Here is a 17,848-nt window from a genome sequence, read left to right on the forward strand (position 1 = left end):
CTCCTTGGCTGGTGGCGCTGTTCAGCTAGGCGGCCTTTACGGGCGCGTTCATTGCCCACTCGACACCGAACGGATCGCGCATGTTACCCCAGCGATCGCCCCAGAACATCACTTGCAGGGGCATCACTTCCTGGCAACCGGCATCGATGGCGCGCTGCCACCAGGCGTCGATGTCGTCGCTGCCGAGATGAAGCTGCATGGTGAAGCCCTGCGGCTTCACCGCGGCCATTCCGTGCTCGGGATAGAAGTCGGAAATCATCAAGGTCGAACCGTTGATATGGAGATGGATGTGCATCGTCCGGCCCTCCTCGTCCGGCGGATAGAAGAAGACCTGCTCGGCGCCGAAGGCCTTCTGATAGAATTCCGAAGCCTTGAAGGCGCCGTCCAGCTGAAGGTAGGGCGTCAATCCGCCGAGGACTTTCGCGGCAGATTGGGTTTGGGGCTGATCGTTCATCTCTTGCTCCTCTCTGGTTGGGCATTGCGAACCACAGGACGAATGGGGCAGTGGCGATCCTACATGGCCGATGCGTTTTTTAAATGCCGACCGCGCGACGGCCGGTCCTTGTCAAGGAGCCAGGCCAATACGCGGGCTGTTCTGTGCGTCGACGACGATTTCCGGCCAGCCGATGTCCTTGCGCAGTTCGATCGGCAATGAAAGGAGGGCGCGCTCGCTGCGGTAGCGGGCGCGAGCCGCCGAGTAACGGGTCGCGATGCGACCTACGGATGACAGTATAGACATGATGCTTTCTCCTCGATTGGTGCCGGCATCACCGTGTCGGCATCCCGAGGACGTGGCGCGCGGCCATGATCCGACAGATCGGGGAGAATTTTCTGTCGCAGGGCCTTATTCAGTCGGGATACGTCTCAGATGACGGATGCGACCAGAGCGGTGTCGTAATACACCACCAACTCGATGATTTTGCCGTCGCGTAGCGTCCAGAAATCGGCGGTGCGCATGACAAACTCCTCGCCGGTGGTTCGGCGTGTCATGTGGATCTCGACCTGCGCCGCAACCTCGTCGCCGCCGTCGATGATCTCGACCGGGATGAAGCGCCGGTATTCGAAATCGTCGTCCAGCGCCAAAAGCCGGGCAAGGAACTCCTGCTTACCTTTGGCCATCCCGGCATAGCGCGACTGCGCCGGTTCGGCGACCCAGCGGAAGACAATATCATCGGCGCAGTCGACCAGCGCGCCCTCGATGTCACGTTTTGCATAGGTATCATACAGGTTCTTGACGACGTCCGCGCCACATGACCGTTTTCCTCCCTCGGTTTGCGAGACCTCGGGATGCGCCTTTTTTGGCTCGCGGGGAAGCGTGGGCCGGCAGCACCTTGAATGCCGGCCCGGCAGATGCGTGGCTTTCCTCAGCCATTCCCCTCAGCCACCGATCGAAAGAAATCCTCCGGGCTGTCGATCTCGGTCAGCTGCCGCTTCTCGATCAGCCAGAAGCGGTTGCCGATCGCCCTGATGAAGGAGCGGTCGTGCGAGGCAAGCACGCAGCTTGCCTGATGGGCGAGCAGTTCCGCTTCCAGTGCCTCCTGGCCGTCGATGTCGAGATGGTTGGTCGGCTCGTCGAGCAGGTAGAAGTTGGGATTGGCGAGCCTCAGCGCCAGCATCATCAGCCGCGCCTTCTGTCCGCCCGACAGCACGCCGATCCTGCGCTCCTGCATGTCGATGCTCACGCCCGCACCAGCCAGCAGCGAGCGGGCGCGCTGCTCGCCGACATCGAAGCTGCGCGAGAGCATCGCCAGCGGCGTGTGTTCGGCGCTGATGCCCGACAGCGCCTGGTCGCTGTAGCCGAGCACCGTCGACGGCGTCACCTTCACGCCTTGCGCCGCGATATCGGGCTCGATGATGGCATTTCTGATCAGGCTGATCAGCCGCGACTTGCCGACACCATTGCGGCCGAGCAGGACGATGCGGTCGCCTTGGCAGATATGGCGCTTGCCGGTCCTGAACAGCAGCGTTCCGTCAGGCGTTTCGACCGCCAGGTCGTCGAGCGTGATCAGCACCTTGGCATGGGTGCCGCGATTGGCGAGCTTTATCGCGCCCGCCGATTTTTCGCGGTGCGCCGGTGCTGCGACCTCCTCGAGGCGTTGGGCGCGCTGGTTGAGCTGCTTGGTCTTGACCGTCAGCAGGTCGCTGCCCGAATTGATGCCGATGTTGTTAAGCTTGGCCGCCTGCCGGCGCAATTGCTGCGCCACCTTCATGTCACGCTGGAATTTGCGCTCGGTCGAGGCGTCGACTTCTTTCAACACATCGCGTGCCCTGGAATAGGGCAGCGAGAACACTGGCGATTGTTCTGGGCGCAGGAACAGCGTCCGGTTGGTCGTTGCGTCGAGGAAGGCCCGGTCGTGGCTGGCGATCACCACCGGCACTTCGCGCGGCAGCGCGTTCAGCCAGGTCTCGAGCTGGCTGATCTTGGCGAGGTCGAGATGGTTGGTCGGCTCGTCTAGAAGCAGGACGTCCGGATCGGTGACCCAGACGCGGGCGATCAGCGCCAGCCTTTGCCAGCCGCCGCTCAAGGCCCGCATCGGCCGCTCGCGCATCGGCTGCGGTACGTCGAGTGAATCGAGAACCACGTCGACGCGCCATTGCTCGCTTTCAGCCTGCTCGGCCGGCAAGGCGTCGGCCACCACCCGCTGAAAGCCGTGCTCGGCCAATGCTGCGGGAACGGCTTGCTCGACATAGCCGACGCGCAGGCCGCGCGTGCGGGTGATGTCGCCTGATGTCGGCTCCATTTCGCCGGTCAGGCACTTCAGCAAAGTGGACTTGCCGCGCCCGTTGGCGGCAACGATGCCGAGGCGGTCGCCAGTGCCGATGGTGAGATCAAGGTTGGAAAAGAGCGGCGCACTCATGGTGACGCCGAGGGATTTGAGGCTGATCAGGGCCATGTGGGTTCCTCTGGTCTGCCCGGAGGGAGGTTCCGGTTCGATGCACTTGACGGTGCGCAGGCTGGCCATCAGGCTCGGCGTTGCAGCACCACGAAGGGCAGACCAAGAAAATCGAAGCGGGAGAACCCGGACCGTCTCTGGTCAGCCCTGCAAGCAAGCTCGCAGGGCACAGACAGGGCCGCGCTGACGGTGGTGGTCGAAAGTCACGCAGCCCTCCTTTCAAGACGTTCTTGAGTGGAAACTGGCTACACCAAGGGCAGGGTCGATGGCAAGGGGTCCTGCTCCCCCTTCTCCCCTTGTGAGGCCTTTGCACAGAATCACCAATCAGATTCTGTGCAAAGCCCTCACAAGGGGAGAAGGGAAGCTACCTACCGTCCCGGCCGCCCGGTCTTGCCGGGTCGGCGCTTCTCACGGCGGGCATCGGCGGGGTTTTCGTAGGAGCCGATGCCGGCACGTTCGCGCTTGACTGGCTTGTCGCCCTCAACGGGCTTTTCAGTCCGCCGCACCGTCATCTCGTCCAGCGAGTTCTTCTTGAACAGCGGCTTGATCGGCTCGCCGGGGATACCGAAGTCGGAGCCGTGCGCCTCCTCGGCCGACTGTTTCTTGAACAGCGAGCGCGATACCGCGCCAGCGGGGGTCGGCATGTCGGTGCCCGGGCCCATGGCGTCGAGCGAAGGCTTTGCGAATAGCGGCTTCTTGACCGGCACCGCACCGTCGGCGCCCATCTCGTCGAGATGCGGCTTGCGGAAGAGACTCTTGCCGTCATTGTCGACCGTGCGGTGGATGGCGCGGCCCTTGTTGTGCTTGCCCTTTTCGCGGCCCGAGACGGGGCTTTCCATGTCGGCATATTTGGACAGCGGATCGTCGGAGATGGACAGCTCCATCTCGCGCAGCCGCTTGATCTCGTCGCGGATGCGGGCCGCCTTCTCGAAGTCGAGGTTGGCGGCGGCGTCACGCATCTGCTTGTCCATCGCGTCGAGATGGGCTTTCAGATTGTTGCCCATCATCGCGCCGGGGCTATCGGTGAACTGCGAGATGTCGGCGCGGACGTGGTCCTTTTCGTAGACCGAGTCCAGGATGTCGGAGATGCGCGACTTGACCGATTCCGGGGTGATCCCGTTGGCCGCGTTCCATTCCATCTGCTTTTCGCGACGGCGGTTGGTCTCGGCCATCGCCCGTTCCATCGAGCCGGTGACCTGGTCGGCGTAGAGGATGACCTTGCCGTCGACATTGCGCGCGGCGCGGCCGATGGTCTGGATCAGCGACGTTTCGGAGCGCAGGAAGCCCTCCTTGTCTGCATCGAGAATGGCAACGAAGCCGCATTCGGGGATGTCGAGGCCTTCGCGCAAAAGGTTGATGCCGACCAGCACGTCGAAGGCGCCGAGGCGCAGGTCGCGCAGGATCTCGATGCGCTCCAGCGTGTCGATGTCGGAGTGCATGTAGCGGACGCGAATGCCCTGCTCGTGCAAATATTCGGTCAGGTCCTCGGCCATGCGCTTGGTCAGCACGGTGACCAGCGTGCGGTAGCCGGCCTTGGTGGTCTCGCGGATCTCGCCGACGACATCGTCGACCTGGGTCTTGGCCGGGCGCACCTCGACCGGCGGGTCGATCAGGCCGGTCGGGCGGATGACCTGTTCGGCAAAGACGCCGCCGGACTGCTCCATCTCCCAGCCGCCGGGCGTCGCCGAAACGGCGACGGAAAGCGGGCGCATGGCGTCCCATTCCTCGAAGCGCAGCGGCCTGTTGTCCATGCAGGACGGCAGACGGAAACCGTATTCGGCCAGCGTCGCCTTGCGGCGGAAGTCGCCGCGATACATGCCGCCGATCTGCGGCACGGTGACGTGGCTTTCGTCAATGAAAACCAGCGCATTGTCGGGGATGTATTCGAACAGGGTCGGCGGCGGATCGCCGGGCTGGCGGCCGGTGAGATAGCGCGAATAGTTCTCGATGCCGGCACAGGAGCCGGTGGCTTCCAGCATCTCGAGGTCGAAGCGGGTGCGCTGCTCCAGCCGCTGCGCCTCAAGCAGGCGGCCGGCCCGTTCGAGTTCGACCAGCCGGTGCTTGAGCTCTTCCTTGATCGACTTGATGGCCTGGTTCAACGTCGGGCGTGGCGTGACATAGTGCGAATTGGCGTAGATCTTGACGCTCTTCAACTCGCCGGTCTTCTGGCCGGTCAGCGGGTCGAATTCGGTGATCGCCTCGATCTCGTCGCCGAACAGCGAAATGCGCCAGGCACGGTCCTCAAGGTGGGCCGGAAAGATCTCGATCGTGTCGCCGCGCACGCGGAACGAGCCGCGGACGAAGTTGATGTCCTGGCGCTTGTATTGCTGGGCGACGAGGTCGGCGAGCAGCGCGCGCTGGTCGAGCCGGTCGCCGATCTGCATCTGGAAGGTCATCGCCGTGTATGTCTCGACCGAGCCGATACCGTAGATGCAGGACACCGAGGCGACGATGATGACATCGTCGCGCTCCAGCAGCGAGCGCGTCGCCGAGTGGCGCATGCGGTCGATCTGCTCGTTGATCGAGGATTCCTTCTCGATGAAGGTATCCGTGCGCGGGACGTAAGCTTCCGGCTGGTAGTAGTCGTAGTAGGAGACGAAGTACTCGACGGCGTTTTCCGGGAAGAATTTCTTGAACTCGGAATAGAGCTGCGCGGCCAACGTCTTGTTGGGGGCGAGGATCAAAGCAGGGCGCTGCGTCTCCTCGATCACCTTGGCCATGGTGAAAGTTTTTCCCGAGCCGGTGACGCCGAGCAGCACCTGGGTGCGGTCGTTGTCATTGACGCCCTCGACCAGATCCTTGATCGCCGTCGGCTGGTCGCCCGCCGGCTCGAAATCCGACACCATCTTGATGGTGATGCCGCCTTCGGATTTTTCGGGCCGGGTCGGGCGGTGTGGCGTCCACAGCACGCCGTCCTTGTGCAGCGGGTTGCCGGATTCGATCAGTGCCGACAGCGCCGCAACGGTGGCGGTGACGCCGCTGGAGGTCATGGTCTCGGCGTCTTCGAGAGAAATGTCGAGACCGGCAACCGGATTGAGGCCGGCCGCGGTTCTCTCCCTGGCTGAGGCGGCGCCGCCCATCGAGGTGCCGCGCGCGGTGCGGCCGGGGGAGGAGGAGCGTTCGGGGATCTTTTTTTGCTTGGCGCCTTCCCTCCCCCTTGAGGGGAGGGTGGCGGCGGAGCCGCTGGGTAGGGTCGGTGCGGCAGCGCTCGGCGACCCCTCATGTTGAGCGCTTCCTTTGCCGACCCCCTCTGTCGCCTTCGGCGACATCTCCCCCTCAAGGGGGGAGACTTGGCGCCCTTCCTTCTCGGCCTCCTGCTCGATCTGCTCGGCCCAATCGGCGATCGAGCCGGTCAGCTGCGTGCCTGAGAATTCGGCCTGCGGCGCCTCGGCAAAGCCGCCCTTGTGCAACGGCTCCGAGGCATCGAGGAAATCGGTCAGCGGGCTGCGCCGCTTGGGCGGCGAAGCGCGATCATCACGCGCCGGCGGCGGCGTTTTTTTATCGGAAAGTTTGGCCATGCCTCGAATATGGGAGGTATCGGCCAAAATGGAAAGAGCGGAGTGACCGGGGGCGCGAGACGAAACCAAGCTGCTGACACAAGGGTGTCAGGAGCGATGTCGAAACGCGCCCTCAGTTGAACCACAGCGCAAATGTCAAAAACCCGGCGCCGCCGAACTGGCGCTGGATCTGGTCGAACTCCTCGCCAGTGAGGATCTTTCCGGTCTCGAGATAGGGCGCGATGGCCGGACCGGTGATCGACAGCACAAGGTCGAAGGGTTTTGGTTCGTCGAAGAAGCGCTTCATGTTGATGCCTTTGTCGGCGATGCGAAAATGCGGCAGCAAGGTGCGGCCTTCGAGCAGATCCTCGGCCATATCGAGCGCGGCGTGCCAGGCCTGGACCTGCTCCTCGCCGACCTCGAGGCCGGTAAGTGGGCTGGCGCCTTTCTGTTGCGGGCCCGGCAGCCATTCACGGTCGTTGTCTGTCTCGGCGCGGATCGCCTTCCAGTCCTCGCGGGACAGCCGGATCATTTCCATGAGGTGGCGGCGCGCCGCCTGCCGGCGCTCCGGCTCGACGACCGGCCAGTTGACCAGATGAACCAGCGAAATGAAGTCGGCGATGCGCCATTCGGACGACAACATGCCGCCGCTCATGCCGCCGTCCGGCGGAACGAGCGTGTCCTGCAGCGGCAGTTTGGCGCGCGGAAACAGCATGTGGAACGAACCGTCGAAGGCGTTCCTGAAATCATGCGCCAGCCAGAAATCCGCCTGCGCCATCAGGAATTCGGCATAGCCCTGCAGCCAATAACCGTCGGCTCGGTCGAAGCGAAAGGTGAGGGCGGGTGCGGCCGGGTCTGGCGCACCGCCGCGTGACAGGGATGCCATGATCGCGGCGGCACTTTCGTCCGGCGCGATCTGGCCATCCTCGTTGAGATCGATGCCGAGACGGGTGAGGTCGACCTCCATGCCGATGGCGGCATCGGCAGGCACGGATCCAAGCGTGGCGGCGGACTTTTCCAGCCGATCGCGGAAGGCGACCAGGATGGCGCGGAAGCCGTCGTAGGTCAACGGCTCGGGATTGGGATTGTCTGGGACCGGCAGCCGCATCAGCGGCAGTATGAATGATTGCGGGCTTTCGAAACCGTGGCGGTGCAGGCCGCCGGCCAGGATCTCCAGCGCGGTGAAGAATTGGCTGGCGCCCGCGGCGTAAGCCGACGCGGGATCAGTGGGCGCGGCGGCTTCCAGCGCAGTAAGCGTGCTGTCGCGGTCCGCTACGGTTTTTGCCTCGAACAGGGCGGCCGGTTCGGGGGCTGCGGCCCCGGCGGAAGAAACCGGCAGCAGCAGAATAAGGGCGGATGCTAGCAAGCTCGAAAATCGCGTCATCTTGGTCCTCCGGTATGCCGTTGGCGGCAACCATATACGCACCTTGTGTGTTACGCCTACTGCGGGGCATCTGGCAGCACGATTCCGAACGGAGGCGCTTCGCTATATCGTGCGCATCGTCTACCGTGGCCGTTCATCCCGGTGCAGGCTGCGCGTGTCGAACTATCCGTTTTCCTACAAATTGTCTTGGCTGCCACGCTTCTTGAAGCCCTCGCTCAGCGGCGATCAACAAGGCTTTGCGCCGGCAGCCGCAGCGATGATGGTGCCGCCGCCGGCGCGGACGGTGCGGCTCGCTTTCGTCGGCGATATCTCGGCGGTGGCCAATCGCAGAGCGCCGCAATGCGACCCGGCGATCGCCATGTTGCTCGGCTCCGCCGATCTGGTGATCGGCAATTGCGAAAGCCCGGTGGTGGAGCGGCCGAGCGCGGCGACGGGAACGAAGCTTGGCACCCATCATGCCATGACCGAGCGGTTTCTCGCCGAGGTGCTGGCGGCCGCCGGCATCTCGCGCGAGAAGCTGGTTTTGTCGCTCGCCAACAACCATGTGCTCGACCAAGGCGTCGAGGGTTTCGACGAGACCGTGGCGGCGCTGACCCGTCTCGGCATCCGCAGCATCGGTACCGCCGCCGGCGGTCCGGTCGAGCGCCTTGCGGTCGGACCGCTGACAATTGGCTTTGCCGCCTTCACGCTGTGGCGCAACGCCGGCGCGGCTGCGTTCGCGGGCCGTGTGTCGATGCAAGGCGACCCGGCACGATGGCCGCGCGGCGCCGCCGTCGACCTCACCTGTGCCGTGCCACATTGGGATTGGGAATTCCGGCATTTTCCACAGGCCGCAACGCGGGCATTGGCACGGCATTTGGCCGCGCAAGGCGTCGGGTTGATCGCTGGCCACCATGCCCATGTCGTGCAGCCGGTGGAGCGGATCGGCAAGGCGCTCGTCGCCTATGGGCTCGGCGATTTTCTAGGCACCGCCTTTGCGCGCCAGCCGTGGCCCGGCCGCATGGGGGGCATCCTGACCGCCGATATCAGCGCTGACGCCGGCACGCGTGGCGCCATTGCCGCCTACCGGCTGCATCCCTTCATGCGGCTGCGCGCCGGCGACCATGAGCGGCTGGTTCCCGTTGAGGCGCTGGAGGGCGCATTAAGGCAAAAGGTTACGGCCCGTTTCGTTGCGGTTTTTGGTAACGGGAATTGATAGCCGTAGTTGACTGGTGCTCGGATGAATCGTGTGGCCTCACCACCATCCCAACGCTGTAGTCGCGCGACTTTCCGCAAAATCGGCTATTGTCCGAGCTGGGTGTTCGGTCTTTGGACGGTGGGATGGCGATGGAAGCAGCGGATTTCATGCCTGATGAAACTGACATCGCCGGCATCAAAAGGAATCTCGAGGCCTATGAGGTCGGAAGGGCTGCGGCCTACCGGCAAGTCCGCTGGCGGGTGCCGCTGTTCATCTCCCTGCTGCTGGTATTCGTGGCGCTGGTGGCCTGGCTTTTCAACACGGTCGCCGATCCATACGAGCGATGGTTCTCGACGCCGCATGTGCTGCTCTATGTCGTCGGGTTCGTGGCGGCGATCCTGCTCTATTTCCAGGCGATCAAGCCGGCGAGCACCTTGCAGCAATCGTTCCGCAAAACGCTGCTGCCGATCATCTTCGGTTTCATTGAGGATATGCGGTACCAGCATGAGGTAACGCCGAATTCGTTCGACCGGCTGCCGCGCGAGACGATCGGCACTTTTAACAGCAAGCGCTTCGACGACATCGTATCCGGCCGCTACGAGGGATTTCCGTTCGAGCTTTACGAAGCCGATCTCCGGCAAGGCACGGGCAAGAGCGGCACGATAGCATTCAAGGGGATCGTCGTCGCCTTCGAGACCATCGTGCCGTTCCCCGGCATATTGGTGGCCGCCCGCCGGACTGATGTGGCTGTCGGGTTCTTCCGCGGCATGTTCGCCAGCAAGATGCAGGAATTATCATGCGGCGTGCCCGAGCTCGATGCCGCCTACGACTTCCGCACCGACAATGTCGAGGCGGCGCAGCCGCTGGTGAGTGGCCGCCTGGCGCAGGCGCTGACATGGCTCAGCGAGACCTGGCCTGATGATCCGGCGCGGGTTGCGCTCAATGGCGGGGACGGTTTTCTACTGTTGCCGCAGACGAAGGACTTCTTCGATCTGCCTGATAAATCGGTGCCGCTAGACTACGCCAAGCATGTCGCGCCGATGATATCAGACATGGGCGCGATGCTGGCAACGGCGGCGCTGGTGCGCAAGATCGGCGCAAAGGACGAGGCGGCGGGTTAGCCGCTGACGTTCAGCCATGGTCGGCTGCGATCAAGGCGCTGAGCGGCATCGCCTGAGGGCGCTTACAAACCGTTCGGCATTTTCGCCGTCAGCCAGTTCGCCGACCGCTTGGCCATTCCGAGGGTCGCGGATGCGGCGCGGCCAAGGTCGGTTTTGACCAGGGCGTAACCGTTCTTCGTGCGATACAGCACCGAGCGTCCGCCATCGACCGCGGCTTCAAAGGCGACCGGCCTGGCAACCTCTGTTTCCGTGGCTGTTGCCTGCGACCCGACAGCAACGCTGGGCCGACGGCTCAATTCGGACGGGAGTGGGTCGGTGGCGGTCTGCGCTGCCGCCGCCAACTCAAGCGTCGAGGCTGTCGCGGCAAGCCGCGACGAGGTCTGCGTCGTGCGGCAGATGCCGGACACGAGCGGGTAGTTGAAATTGCGCGCGTGCGACATCTGGCTTTTCATCGCCGCTTCGCAATCGGCGATGGTCGACCACTTGGCCGGCGTCTCGCCGATATACTCGCAAAGCCTGGCATCGCAGTCGCAGCCGACGATGGTCATAGCGACAAGGGTGGTCTTAATCACGGTCTTGTCCCTTCGATTGCCTTGGCGAGTGCTACAAGGACGTGCGGCGCTGGTGCGTTCACCAATCGCCGTAGATCAAGGCGGGATTTGGCCGCGATTGTGGAATGTGCGTGGCGAAGCACAAGGAAAGGTTTCAGGAGTTCCGCCTGTGGCCGAACTTCATCAGTAGTCGCAGACGTGCTCAAGCGTGGCGCCTGCCTTCGTCAGTGCCGGCAGAAGGGAGTGCAGCTCGATTGCGCCTGGTGATGAAGATCGTGCCCTCGGCACCGCAGATCGCGCTCGGCCAAGGTGTCCGGCGTACGCTGAAGCCGCGCCAACAACATCGCGGGGATGGCCATGAAGACAGTCGGCGCCGGGATTTCTCCCAGCGCCTCCCTGTCAGATCAGGACACGGTCGCGGCAGCAACTTCCGTAAAGACGTCGCGCCATGCCGGCCTTGATGTTGACGGTCCTGCCAGCCACCGCCCGAGGGCAGCGTCGGTTCGGGACCTCGCCAGTCTCCACCCTTGCGAGCTTCGTCCAGCGCGCCATCGAAGGTTTTTGCCGCCCTTCATGGCAGCATCGGTCCGCCGTAGGCGTTCGCACGCTTTCCGCGGCCCCGTAGGTCTCGGCTTCCCTCGTCAAAACAGGCAAGCCTGCTTTCATTCGGGGGCCGTACGGGCCTCAGGAAATCCGCCGTTTCGCTTTGTCTTTCGACTTGGCAATCGGTAGCCGCCTGAGATGGGTTTAATGTACGCCGAGTGAGCGTTTGGCGAAACAGCCGCGAGCCTGTGGATAGCGGGATTATCGGGGACTGAGCTCGGCGGCCGAGCGTTTTTTCGAGGGGGGTCGGGACACGCCCAATCTTCGGCGAGCAGCATGATCAAACATTCGGCTCTTGCCCCACATCGCGGCGCGGGCTTCAATGCCGGCAAAGGATTTTAGGACACCAGTGTCGCTGCGATCCTTTGGGAGGGCGTTCTTGAAGGTCGGGGTGGTTCTCAATCCGATTGCCGGTGGCAGCCGACTCAAACGGCATTGGCCGGAGGTCAGTGCTTCGCTCAGGAAACATTTCGGCGATTTCGAGCTGCGCGAAACGCAGGCGACCGGCGACGCCGAACGGCTGGCGCTCGTCCTTGCCGCCAGCGGCTTCGACCTGGTGATCGCGGCGGGCGGCGACGGCACCGCCAGCGAAGTGGCTGACGGGCTGCTGCAGGCGTTTGCGGAAAGCGGCCGGACGGCCGAACTCGGCCTGCTGCCTTGCGGCGCCGGCATCGATTTCGCCCGCGGGCTCGGCCTGTCTGGCGAGGTCGACCTGACGTTGAAGCGCATCGCCGATGCCAAGGCCCACAACGTCGATGCCGGCCGCATCTCCTATGTCGACGACCATGGCGCGCTGGCCAGCCGCCATTTCATCAACATCGCCAGCCTCGGGCTTTCAGGCGCCGCCGACCGCGCGGTCAACGCCGACAAGCGCAAGGGCAAGGTGTCGGCCAAGGCGCTGTTCTACTGGCGCACCGTGTGGGAATTCATGCGCTACCGGTTCCAGGACGTTGTGATCACAGTCGATGACGGCGCCCCGATCGAGGCGCGCGTGGCGCTGGTGGCGGTGGCCAACGGAAAATTCTTCGGCGGCGGCATGATGATCGCGCCGGATGCCGAACTGGACGACGGTCAATTCGACATCGTCATCCTGCGTGCGGCCGGCAAGCTGAAACTGATCTGGGACATCCGTCTGCTCTATGGCGGACGGCACCGCAACCATCCGGCAATCACCATTTTGCGTGGCAAGAAAGTGGTTGTCGAACCGCTCGGTGATGCGCAAAAGAACGCCGCGCTGGTCGACGTAGACGGCGAATCCCCCGGGCGCATACCGGCGACCTTCGAGATCCTACCCGGCGCGCTGACGCTCAGATATTGAATCAAGGTGTTGAGACTTTGATTCAGCTCGTTTCGATCGTGATTCTGGCGATCCGGACAATATGCTGGAATCGCTTCACAATCCGCCTGTCAGGTCTCGCTCTTGACAGGAAAAGCCCGGCGTTCTTGCGTGCAAATACTCTTCACCCGTTTGCGCGGCAAACTGGTGACGACGTTTTTAAAGACAGCTCACGGCATCAAGGGCCTCTGCATCATCTGCAGATGCAGGTCCTTGCCGGTCCAGGGATGCGCCTCGCAGATGGCTTCATCGAGTTCGACGCCAAGGCCTGGTTCCATCGACGGAATGACGTTGCCGTCCTGCCATTCGATCTTTTTCTTCAGCAGCTTTTCGTGAAAGCCGTCCCACTGCTTCAGCGATTCCAGAATGAGGAAGTTGGGCAAGGTCACGGCAAGCTGGATGTTGGCCGCACCGACGATCGGCCCGCAATAGCAGTGCGGTGCGACCTGGATGTGGTAGGCCTCGGCCATGGCGGCGATCTTCTTGGTTTCGAGAATGCCGCCGGAGCGGCCGAGGTCGGGCTGTAGGATGGTGGCGGCGCGGTTCTCGATGACGCGGGCGAATTCGAACTTGGTCGTCAGCCGCTCGCCGGTGGCGATGGGGATAGACGTTCCGCGCGCCACCTGCGCCATCACCTCGGGCATGTCGGGCGGCACCGGCTCCTCGAACCACAGGGGATCATAGGGCTCGATGGCGCGGGCCATCCGCAGCGCGCCCGACGCGGTGAACTGGCCGTGCGTGCCGAACAGGATGTCGGCCCTGGTGCCGACCGCCTCGCGGATCGACTTGATCATGCGGGCGGAGAGGTCGATATCGACGAGGCGCGGCTGATGGCCATCAAAGGCGGTGTAGGGGCCGGCCGGGTCGAGCTTGACCGCATTGAAGCCCTGCTCGACATATTCGAGCGCGCATTCGGCCGCCATATCGGGATCGTTGTAGACGTTCTTGCCGCGCGCATCCTCCGAGTGGACGCTGCCGCTGTGTGGGTAGAGGTAAGTATAGGAACGCAGCGTTTCGTGCACCTGCCCGCCGAGCAGCTTGTAGACCGGCTTGCCGGCCTCCTTGCCGATAATGTCCCAGCAGGCGATTTCGAGCGCCGAAAAACAGCCCATCCCGGACACGTCGGGGCGCTGGGTGAAGCCGGACGAATAGGCACGGCGGAAGAAGTTTTCGATGTCGTGCGGATCGCGGCCGATGAGGTAGCGCTCGGCCATGTCCTCGATCATTCTTGCGGTGACGTGGGCGGAGAAGGTGGCGTTGTAGGCCTCGCCATAGCCGACCACGCCGCCGTCGGTGGTGAGCTTGACGAAGATGAAATACTTGCCGCCGATGCCGGGCGGCGGATTGCCGACAACCCAGGTCTTTACGTCGGTGATTTTCATTTTTGATCCTCCAGAACCAGTTCGGCACCCTTCCATCCGGTCACGATCGAGGCGGCGTTGGTGTTGCCGGTGATGTTATCGGGAAAGATCGAGGCATCGATGACGCGCAAGCCAGCGAGGCCGTGAACCCGCAGGCGCGGGTCGACGACGGCGCGCGCAGCGTCCGGTCCCATGCGACATGTCGAGACCGGGTGGTAGACAGTGCCGGAGCGTTTCCTGAAATCCTGAATGAGATCCGCGTCGGACTTGATTAATGGGCCCGGCAAAACCTCTTCCTCGATGATGTCGGCCATCGCCGGCATGGCGGCGATCTTCCGGACGAACTTCACCGCCGCCAGCATTTCGGCGGCGTCCGCTTCGGTCGAGAAGGCATTGGCGACGATCTTCGGATAGTCACGCGGATTGCTGGAGCGGATCATGATCTGGCCACGGCTCGATGGACGGCAGTTGGACAGGCCGATGGAAAAGCCCGGCCACGGGTCGGGCGTCAGGATCGGACGCTCGCCGCTCTTCGGGATGACGGTCGAGAACGCCTGGAAATAAAGCTGCATGTTGGGCCGTGAAAGCGCCGGGTCGGTGCGGAAGAAGCCGCCGGCATTGTTCATTGAGAGCGACAGCGGGCCGGAGCGCAACAGGATGTATTGCATGCCGAGCATGAACTTGCCCCACCATGGGCGCAGGACCTGGTTCAGCGTCGGCAGCCGGCCCTTGAAGGTGTAGTTGATGCCGACATGATCCTGCAGATTGGCCCCGACATTGTCGTTGGGATGGACGACGGAAATGCCGAGGCGGCCTAGCAGTGCCGCGGGGCCGACACCGGAAAGCTGCAGCAGCTGCGGCGAGTTGATCGAACCGCCCGACAGAATGACTTCGCGCCCGGCGCGGGCGGTTTTCGTCTCGCCATTCTGCAAGTACTCGATGCCAACGGCGCGCTTGCCCTCGAACAGGATTCTAGTCGCCAGCGCGTTGATCTCGACGCGGACGTTTTTGCGCTTCATCGCCGGGCGCAGGAAGGCGCGGGCGGCCGACATGCGGCGGCCATTTTTGGTGGTGATCTGGTAGATGCCGACGCCTTCCTGAACGGCACCGTTGAAATCGGGATTGAGTGGCAGGCCGGCTTGCTGACCGGCCGCCAGGTAGCGCTTGGTCAGCGGATGGACTGAACTCGAGCAGTCGGTGATGTGCAGTGGGCCGCCGATGCCGCGCCATTGGTCGGCACCGGCCTCATTGTCCTCCAGCGCCTTGAAGGCAGGCAGCAGATCGTCGTAGCTCCAGCCGGGATTGCCGGCATCTCGCCAGGCATCGAAATCCTCGCGCGCGCCCCGGATCCAGACCATGGCGTTGATCGAGCTCGAGCCGCCAAGCAATTTGCCGCGCGGCCAGTGATCGGCATTGTTGCCGAGCCCGGGATCGGGCTCCGCCTTGTAGTTCCAGTTGACTGCCGGATCGAAGAAGGTCTTGCCGTAGCCAAGCGGCATCTGCACGTAAAAGCGCCGATCGGTGCCGCCGGCCTCGAGCACCAGCACCGAGAAGCGGCCGGAGGCGGAAAGCCGTTCGGCGAGGACCGAGCCGGCCGAGCCGGAGCCGACGATGATGAAATCATATGTTTGCATGGTGGCTGCGGCCGGCTCCGAATTTTCGCACAACCTAGACGCCGCAAGCCGCCGCGATCACCGGAGCTTCCGGCACCGTCTGTGAAAAAAGCGACCGGTACTTCGTTTGCATTCGGTGTCTTGCCCGAAGCGGCCTTCGCCTCGTGGGAGCATCATACGCCATCATCAGCATTTTGCTTGAAATCATAACGCATGATCGGGCGGGCTGGCACCCTGCGAGCGACGACCCTGAACCCGGCGCGAGCGAAGGTGGCGGCGTATCCACTGCCGGAAGCACTCGGCGATACATCGGCATCAAAAGGATAGGCCTCAAGCGCAGGGGCACTTGCGCGCCTTGCAGCTTGCAGGGCCGCTGCGATCAGGTGGGACGTGACGCCCTGCCGGCGGTATCTTTTTCGCACGTAGAGGCAGGACAAGGACCAGACCGGCGCATCATCCACTCGCCTGAGCTGCCACAGCCGATCGAGCCAGGGCACGGCATCTCGCGGTGTCACCTGGCACCATCCGACAGCAGTATTGCCGTCGAGAGCAAGCACGCCTGGAGGCGGACCGAGCTCGACGGCTTGCCGGAACGCGGCCTTGTTTTCCTCACCTGGTCGCTTTCGATAAGAACTGCCGATACGCCCGTACATACACCAACATCGACTGCAGACGGCGCTCTCATCGAACAGGTCTTCGAGCGCGGACCATAGATCGGGCGTCAGACGGCGAGAGGTAAGTTTCATGTCAACCTTCCTCAACTCACTCTGCTCAGTCTAGTACTTGCTGGCGCGGTGACGCATCAGCGCCACGACGATACGGGATCGGGAGAAGATCGATATCGAGGGATTTGGCGCATGGTGCACTACGCGGATGGACTGCCGATCGCGGAAAAGCATGCCTCCTGCATTCCTTCGGATCAGGGGGCGCACGGGTGGAAAGGCCCTCAAGTCCTGTTGCTTTTAGGCGTGAAGAAACGACATCGAAATCCCCTGTCCAACGTCGTTCCGGCGACGCTATGGGGTCAAGTCCAAGACTGCTGTCCTGCTCCGCATGTCGACGGGGAGGGAAACGTGCTCGTGCGTGATCGTCCATCTGTCTCCAGATCGACGAAATGCATTGCTCACGCGCACCCAGTAGTCGACTTTCGCGCCGGTTTTCAGGATGCCACGCGCTCGGATAAGCATCCAGGCGGCGGCAACCGCGTCGCCGGCCGCAACATCCAGATGGCCAAGCTCCTGGCCAATCGGACCAGACCAGCGGGGAAACCAATCCAGGAACCGCTCGCGAAGGGCGTTGGATCCCACATACCGAAGCGGCGGTACAAGGTCGAAATAGACTATGTCGTTGGAGTAAAGGGACATAAGCCACTCGATGTCTTTGGCGCCCATGGCAGCCGATCGACTCTCCAGCAGTTCCCTAATCACGGCTTCCATGCCTGGCTCCTCCAATCTCCGCATTTCGCCCGCTTGCCGGGCATCAGGCTGTTCCTCCCACGTTGTCATCAAGGTAACCACCGTTGGTCCTTCCCGACAACCAGCGTTCACCACTTGAAACAATCACGGAAATCATCATGGCGCGCGGCGACGCGATAAACATGCATGGCGACGCCACAAGCGCCGAGACCTCCCGCACTCGGCTTCACCCGCTACCCGGTCATCGGCAACGGAACGGCTCAATTGAGACCACAGCCGAATTTCAAACTGCGACATTGCCGGCTGGCGGCACGTTGACGCATCATCGCCATCCCGATACGGGATCGGGACGATCCATCTCGAAGGGATTTGGCGCATGGTGCATTATGCGGATGGACGGCCGATCGGCGATCTGACGCTGCGCACGCTCGCCATGCCTTCGGACGCCAATGCGGCGGGCGATATCTTTGGCGGCTGGGTGATGGCACAGATGGACCTGGCCTGCGGCATCCGCGCCGCCGAGCGCGCCAAGGGCCGCGTGGTGACGGCGGCGGTGAAGGAGATGTCGTTCGCCAAGCCGATGAAAATCGGCGATACGCTGTGCATCTATACGCATGTCGAGCGCGTCGGTCGCACCTCGATGATGCTCAAGGTCGAGGCCTGGGCGCAGCGCTATCTCTCCGACCTTATGGAGAAGGTCACCCATGCCGATTTCGTCATGGTGGCGCTGGACGGCGAAGGCAAGCCGAAGGCCGTTCCGGCCGAAAGCTGACCGGCTGGATGTCGTCGGCTTAAAGTCGAACGGCAACGCCGCTCCCAGCCTCTCGCAAGGAGATGGGAACAGCGATGCTGTGTGATGCTTTTCATATTCGCGTTCGCACATTTTCGTGACCATG

Annotated in this window: 15 protein-coding genes; 4 read left to right on the forward strand and 11 right to left on the reverse strand. The window is 63.1% G+C overall.

Annotated elements, in window-relative coordinates; translation table 11 throughout:
* Nucleotides 1-25: 25 nt before the first annotated feature.
* From ACWTU8_RS01265 to ACWTU8_RS01290, 6 genes are all read right to left on the reverse strand, one after another.
* Nucleotides 26-454, reverse strand: coding sequence for a VOC family protein (locus ACWTU8_RS01265; RefSeq protein ID WP_455846721.1), 429 nt, complete (start codon nucleotides 452-454; stop codon nucleotides 26-28).
* A 111-nt stretch (nucleotides 455-565) separates the two neighbouring features.
* The gene (locus tag ACWTU8_RS01270) at nucleotides 566-739 is read right to left on the reverse strand and encodes a hypothetical protein (protein WP_082982752.1); all 174 of its coding nucleotides are present in this window, start codon (nucleotides 737-739) and stop codon (nucleotides 566-568) included.
* 125 nt (nucleotides 740-864) lie between these two features.
* Nucleotides 865-1,368, reverse strand: coding sequence for a nuclear transport factor 2 family protein (locus ACWTU8_RS01275; RefSeq protein ID WP_455848355.1), 504 nt, complete (start codon nucleotides 1,366-1,368; stop codon nucleotides 865-867).
* A complete protein-coding gene (locus ACWTU8_RS01280) occupies nucleotides 1,365-2,894 on the reverse strand; it encodes an ABC-F family ATP-binding cassette domain-containing protein (protein ID WP_455846722.1) in 1,530 nt (509 codons plus the stop codon). The genes ACWTU8_RS01275 and ACWTU8_RS01280 overlap by 4 nt, the downstream gene beginning before the upstream one ends.
* A gap of 368 nt (nucleotides 2,895-3,262) precedes the next feature.
* Nucleotides 3,263-6,412, reverse strand: a complete 3,150-nt coding sequence (gene uvrB / locus ACWTU8_RS01285; RefSeq protein ID WP_455846723.1) for an excinuclease ABC subunit UvrB — start codon at nucleotides 6,410-6,412, stop codon at nucleotides 3,263-3,265.
* A 112-nt stretch (nucleotides 6,413-6,524) separates the two neighbouring features.
* Complete coding sequence (locus ACWTU8_RS01290) at nucleotides 6,525-7,775, reverse strand: hypothetical protein (protein ID WP_455846724.1); 1,251 nt, start codon at nucleotides 7,773-7,775, stop codon at nucleotides 6,525-6,527.
* A 154-nt stretch (nucleotides 7,776-7,929) separates the two neighbouring features.
* Here ACWTU8_RS01290 and ACWTU8_RS01295 point away from each other — a divergent pair, with 154 nt between their 5' ends.
* Nucleotides 7,930-8,970, forward strand: a complete 1,041-nt coding sequence (locus ACWTU8_RS01295; protein WP_455846725.1) for a CapA family protein — start codon at nucleotides 7,930-7,932, stop codon at nucleotides 8,968-8,970.
* A 131-nt stretch (nucleotides 8,971-9,101) separates the two neighbouring features.
* Nucleotides 9,102-10,073: a hypothetical protein gene (locus ACWTU8_RS01300; protein WP_455848356.1), complete on the forward strand. Its 972-nt coding sequence runs from the start codon at nucleotides 9,102-9,104 to the stop codon at nucleotides 10,071-10,073.
* Between the two features lie 62 nt (nucleotides 10,074-10,135).
* On the opposite strand, the gene ACWTU8_RS01305 is transcribed toward ACWTU8_RS01300, so the two are convergent.
* Nucleotides 10,136-10,645, reverse strand: coding sequence for a hypothetical protein (locus ACWTU8_RS01305; RefSeq protein ID WP_455846726.1), 510 nt, complete (start codon nucleotides 10,643-10,645; stop codon nucleotides 10,136-10,138).
* A 961-nt stretch (nucleotides 10,646-11,606) separates the two neighbouring features.
* Between ACWTU8_RS01305 and ACWTU8_RS01310 the strand changes: the two genes are divergently transcribed.
* Complete coding sequence (locus tag ACWTU8_RS01310) at nucleotides 11,607-12,545, forward strand: diacylglycerol/lipid kinase family protein (protein ID WP_455846727.1); 939 nt, start codon at nucleotides 11,607-11,609, stop codon at nucleotides 12,543-12,545.
* A gap of 188 nt (nucleotides 12,546-12,733) precedes the next feature.
* Here ACWTU8_RS01310 and ACWTU8_RS01315 read toward each other — a convergent pair whose 3' ends face one another.
* The 4 genes from ACWTU8_RS01315 to ACWTU8_RS01330 form a co-directional block, all read right to left on the reverse strand.
* A complete protein-coding gene (locus ACWTU8_RS01315; RefSeq protein WP_455846728.1) occupies nucleotides 12,734-13,945 on the reverse strand; it encodes a mandelate racemase/muconate lactonizing enzyme family protein in 1,212 nt (403 codons plus the stop codon).
* On the reverse strand, nucleotides 13,942-15,558 hold the full coding sequence (locus ACWTU8_RS01320; protein WP_455846729.1) for a GMC family oxidoreductase: 1,617 nt from the start codon (nucleotides 15,556-15,558) through the stop codon (nucleotides 13,942-13,944). The genes ACWTU8_RS01315 and ACWTU8_RS01320 overlap by 4 nt, the downstream gene beginning before the upstream one ends.
* Before the next feature lie 152 nt (nucleotides 15,559-15,710).
* Nucleotides 15,711-16,283 carry a GNAT family N-acetyltransferase gene (locus tag ACWTU8_RS01325; protein ID WP_455846730.1) on the reverse strand — a complete coding sequence of 191 codons (573 nt, stop codon included), beginning with the start codon at nucleotides 16,281-16,283 and terminating at the stop codon, nucleotides 15,711-15,713.
* A 270-nt stretch (nucleotides 16,284-16,553) separates the two neighbouring features.
* The gene (locus ACWTU8_RS01330) at nucleotides 16,554-16,973 is read right to left on the reverse strand and encodes a YybH family protein (RefSeq protein ID WP_455846731.1); all 420 of its coding nucleotides are present in this window, start codon (nucleotides 16,971-16,973) and stop codon (nucleotides 16,554-16,556) included.
* A 355-nt stretch (nucleotides 16,974-17,328) separates the two neighbouring features.
* Here ACWTU8_RS01330 and ACWTU8_RS01335 point away from each other — a divergent pair, with 355 nt between their 5' ends.
* Nucleotides 17,329-17,724, forward strand: a complete 396-nt coding sequence (locus ACWTU8_RS01335) for an acyl-CoA thioesterase (protein ID WP_287336882.1) — start codon at nucleotides 17,329-17,331, stop codon at nucleotides 17,722-17,724.
* Nucleotides 17,725-17,848: the final 124 nt, after the last annotated feature.

The sequence above is a fragment of the Mesorhizobium sp. BHbdii genome, assembly GCF_053848045.1.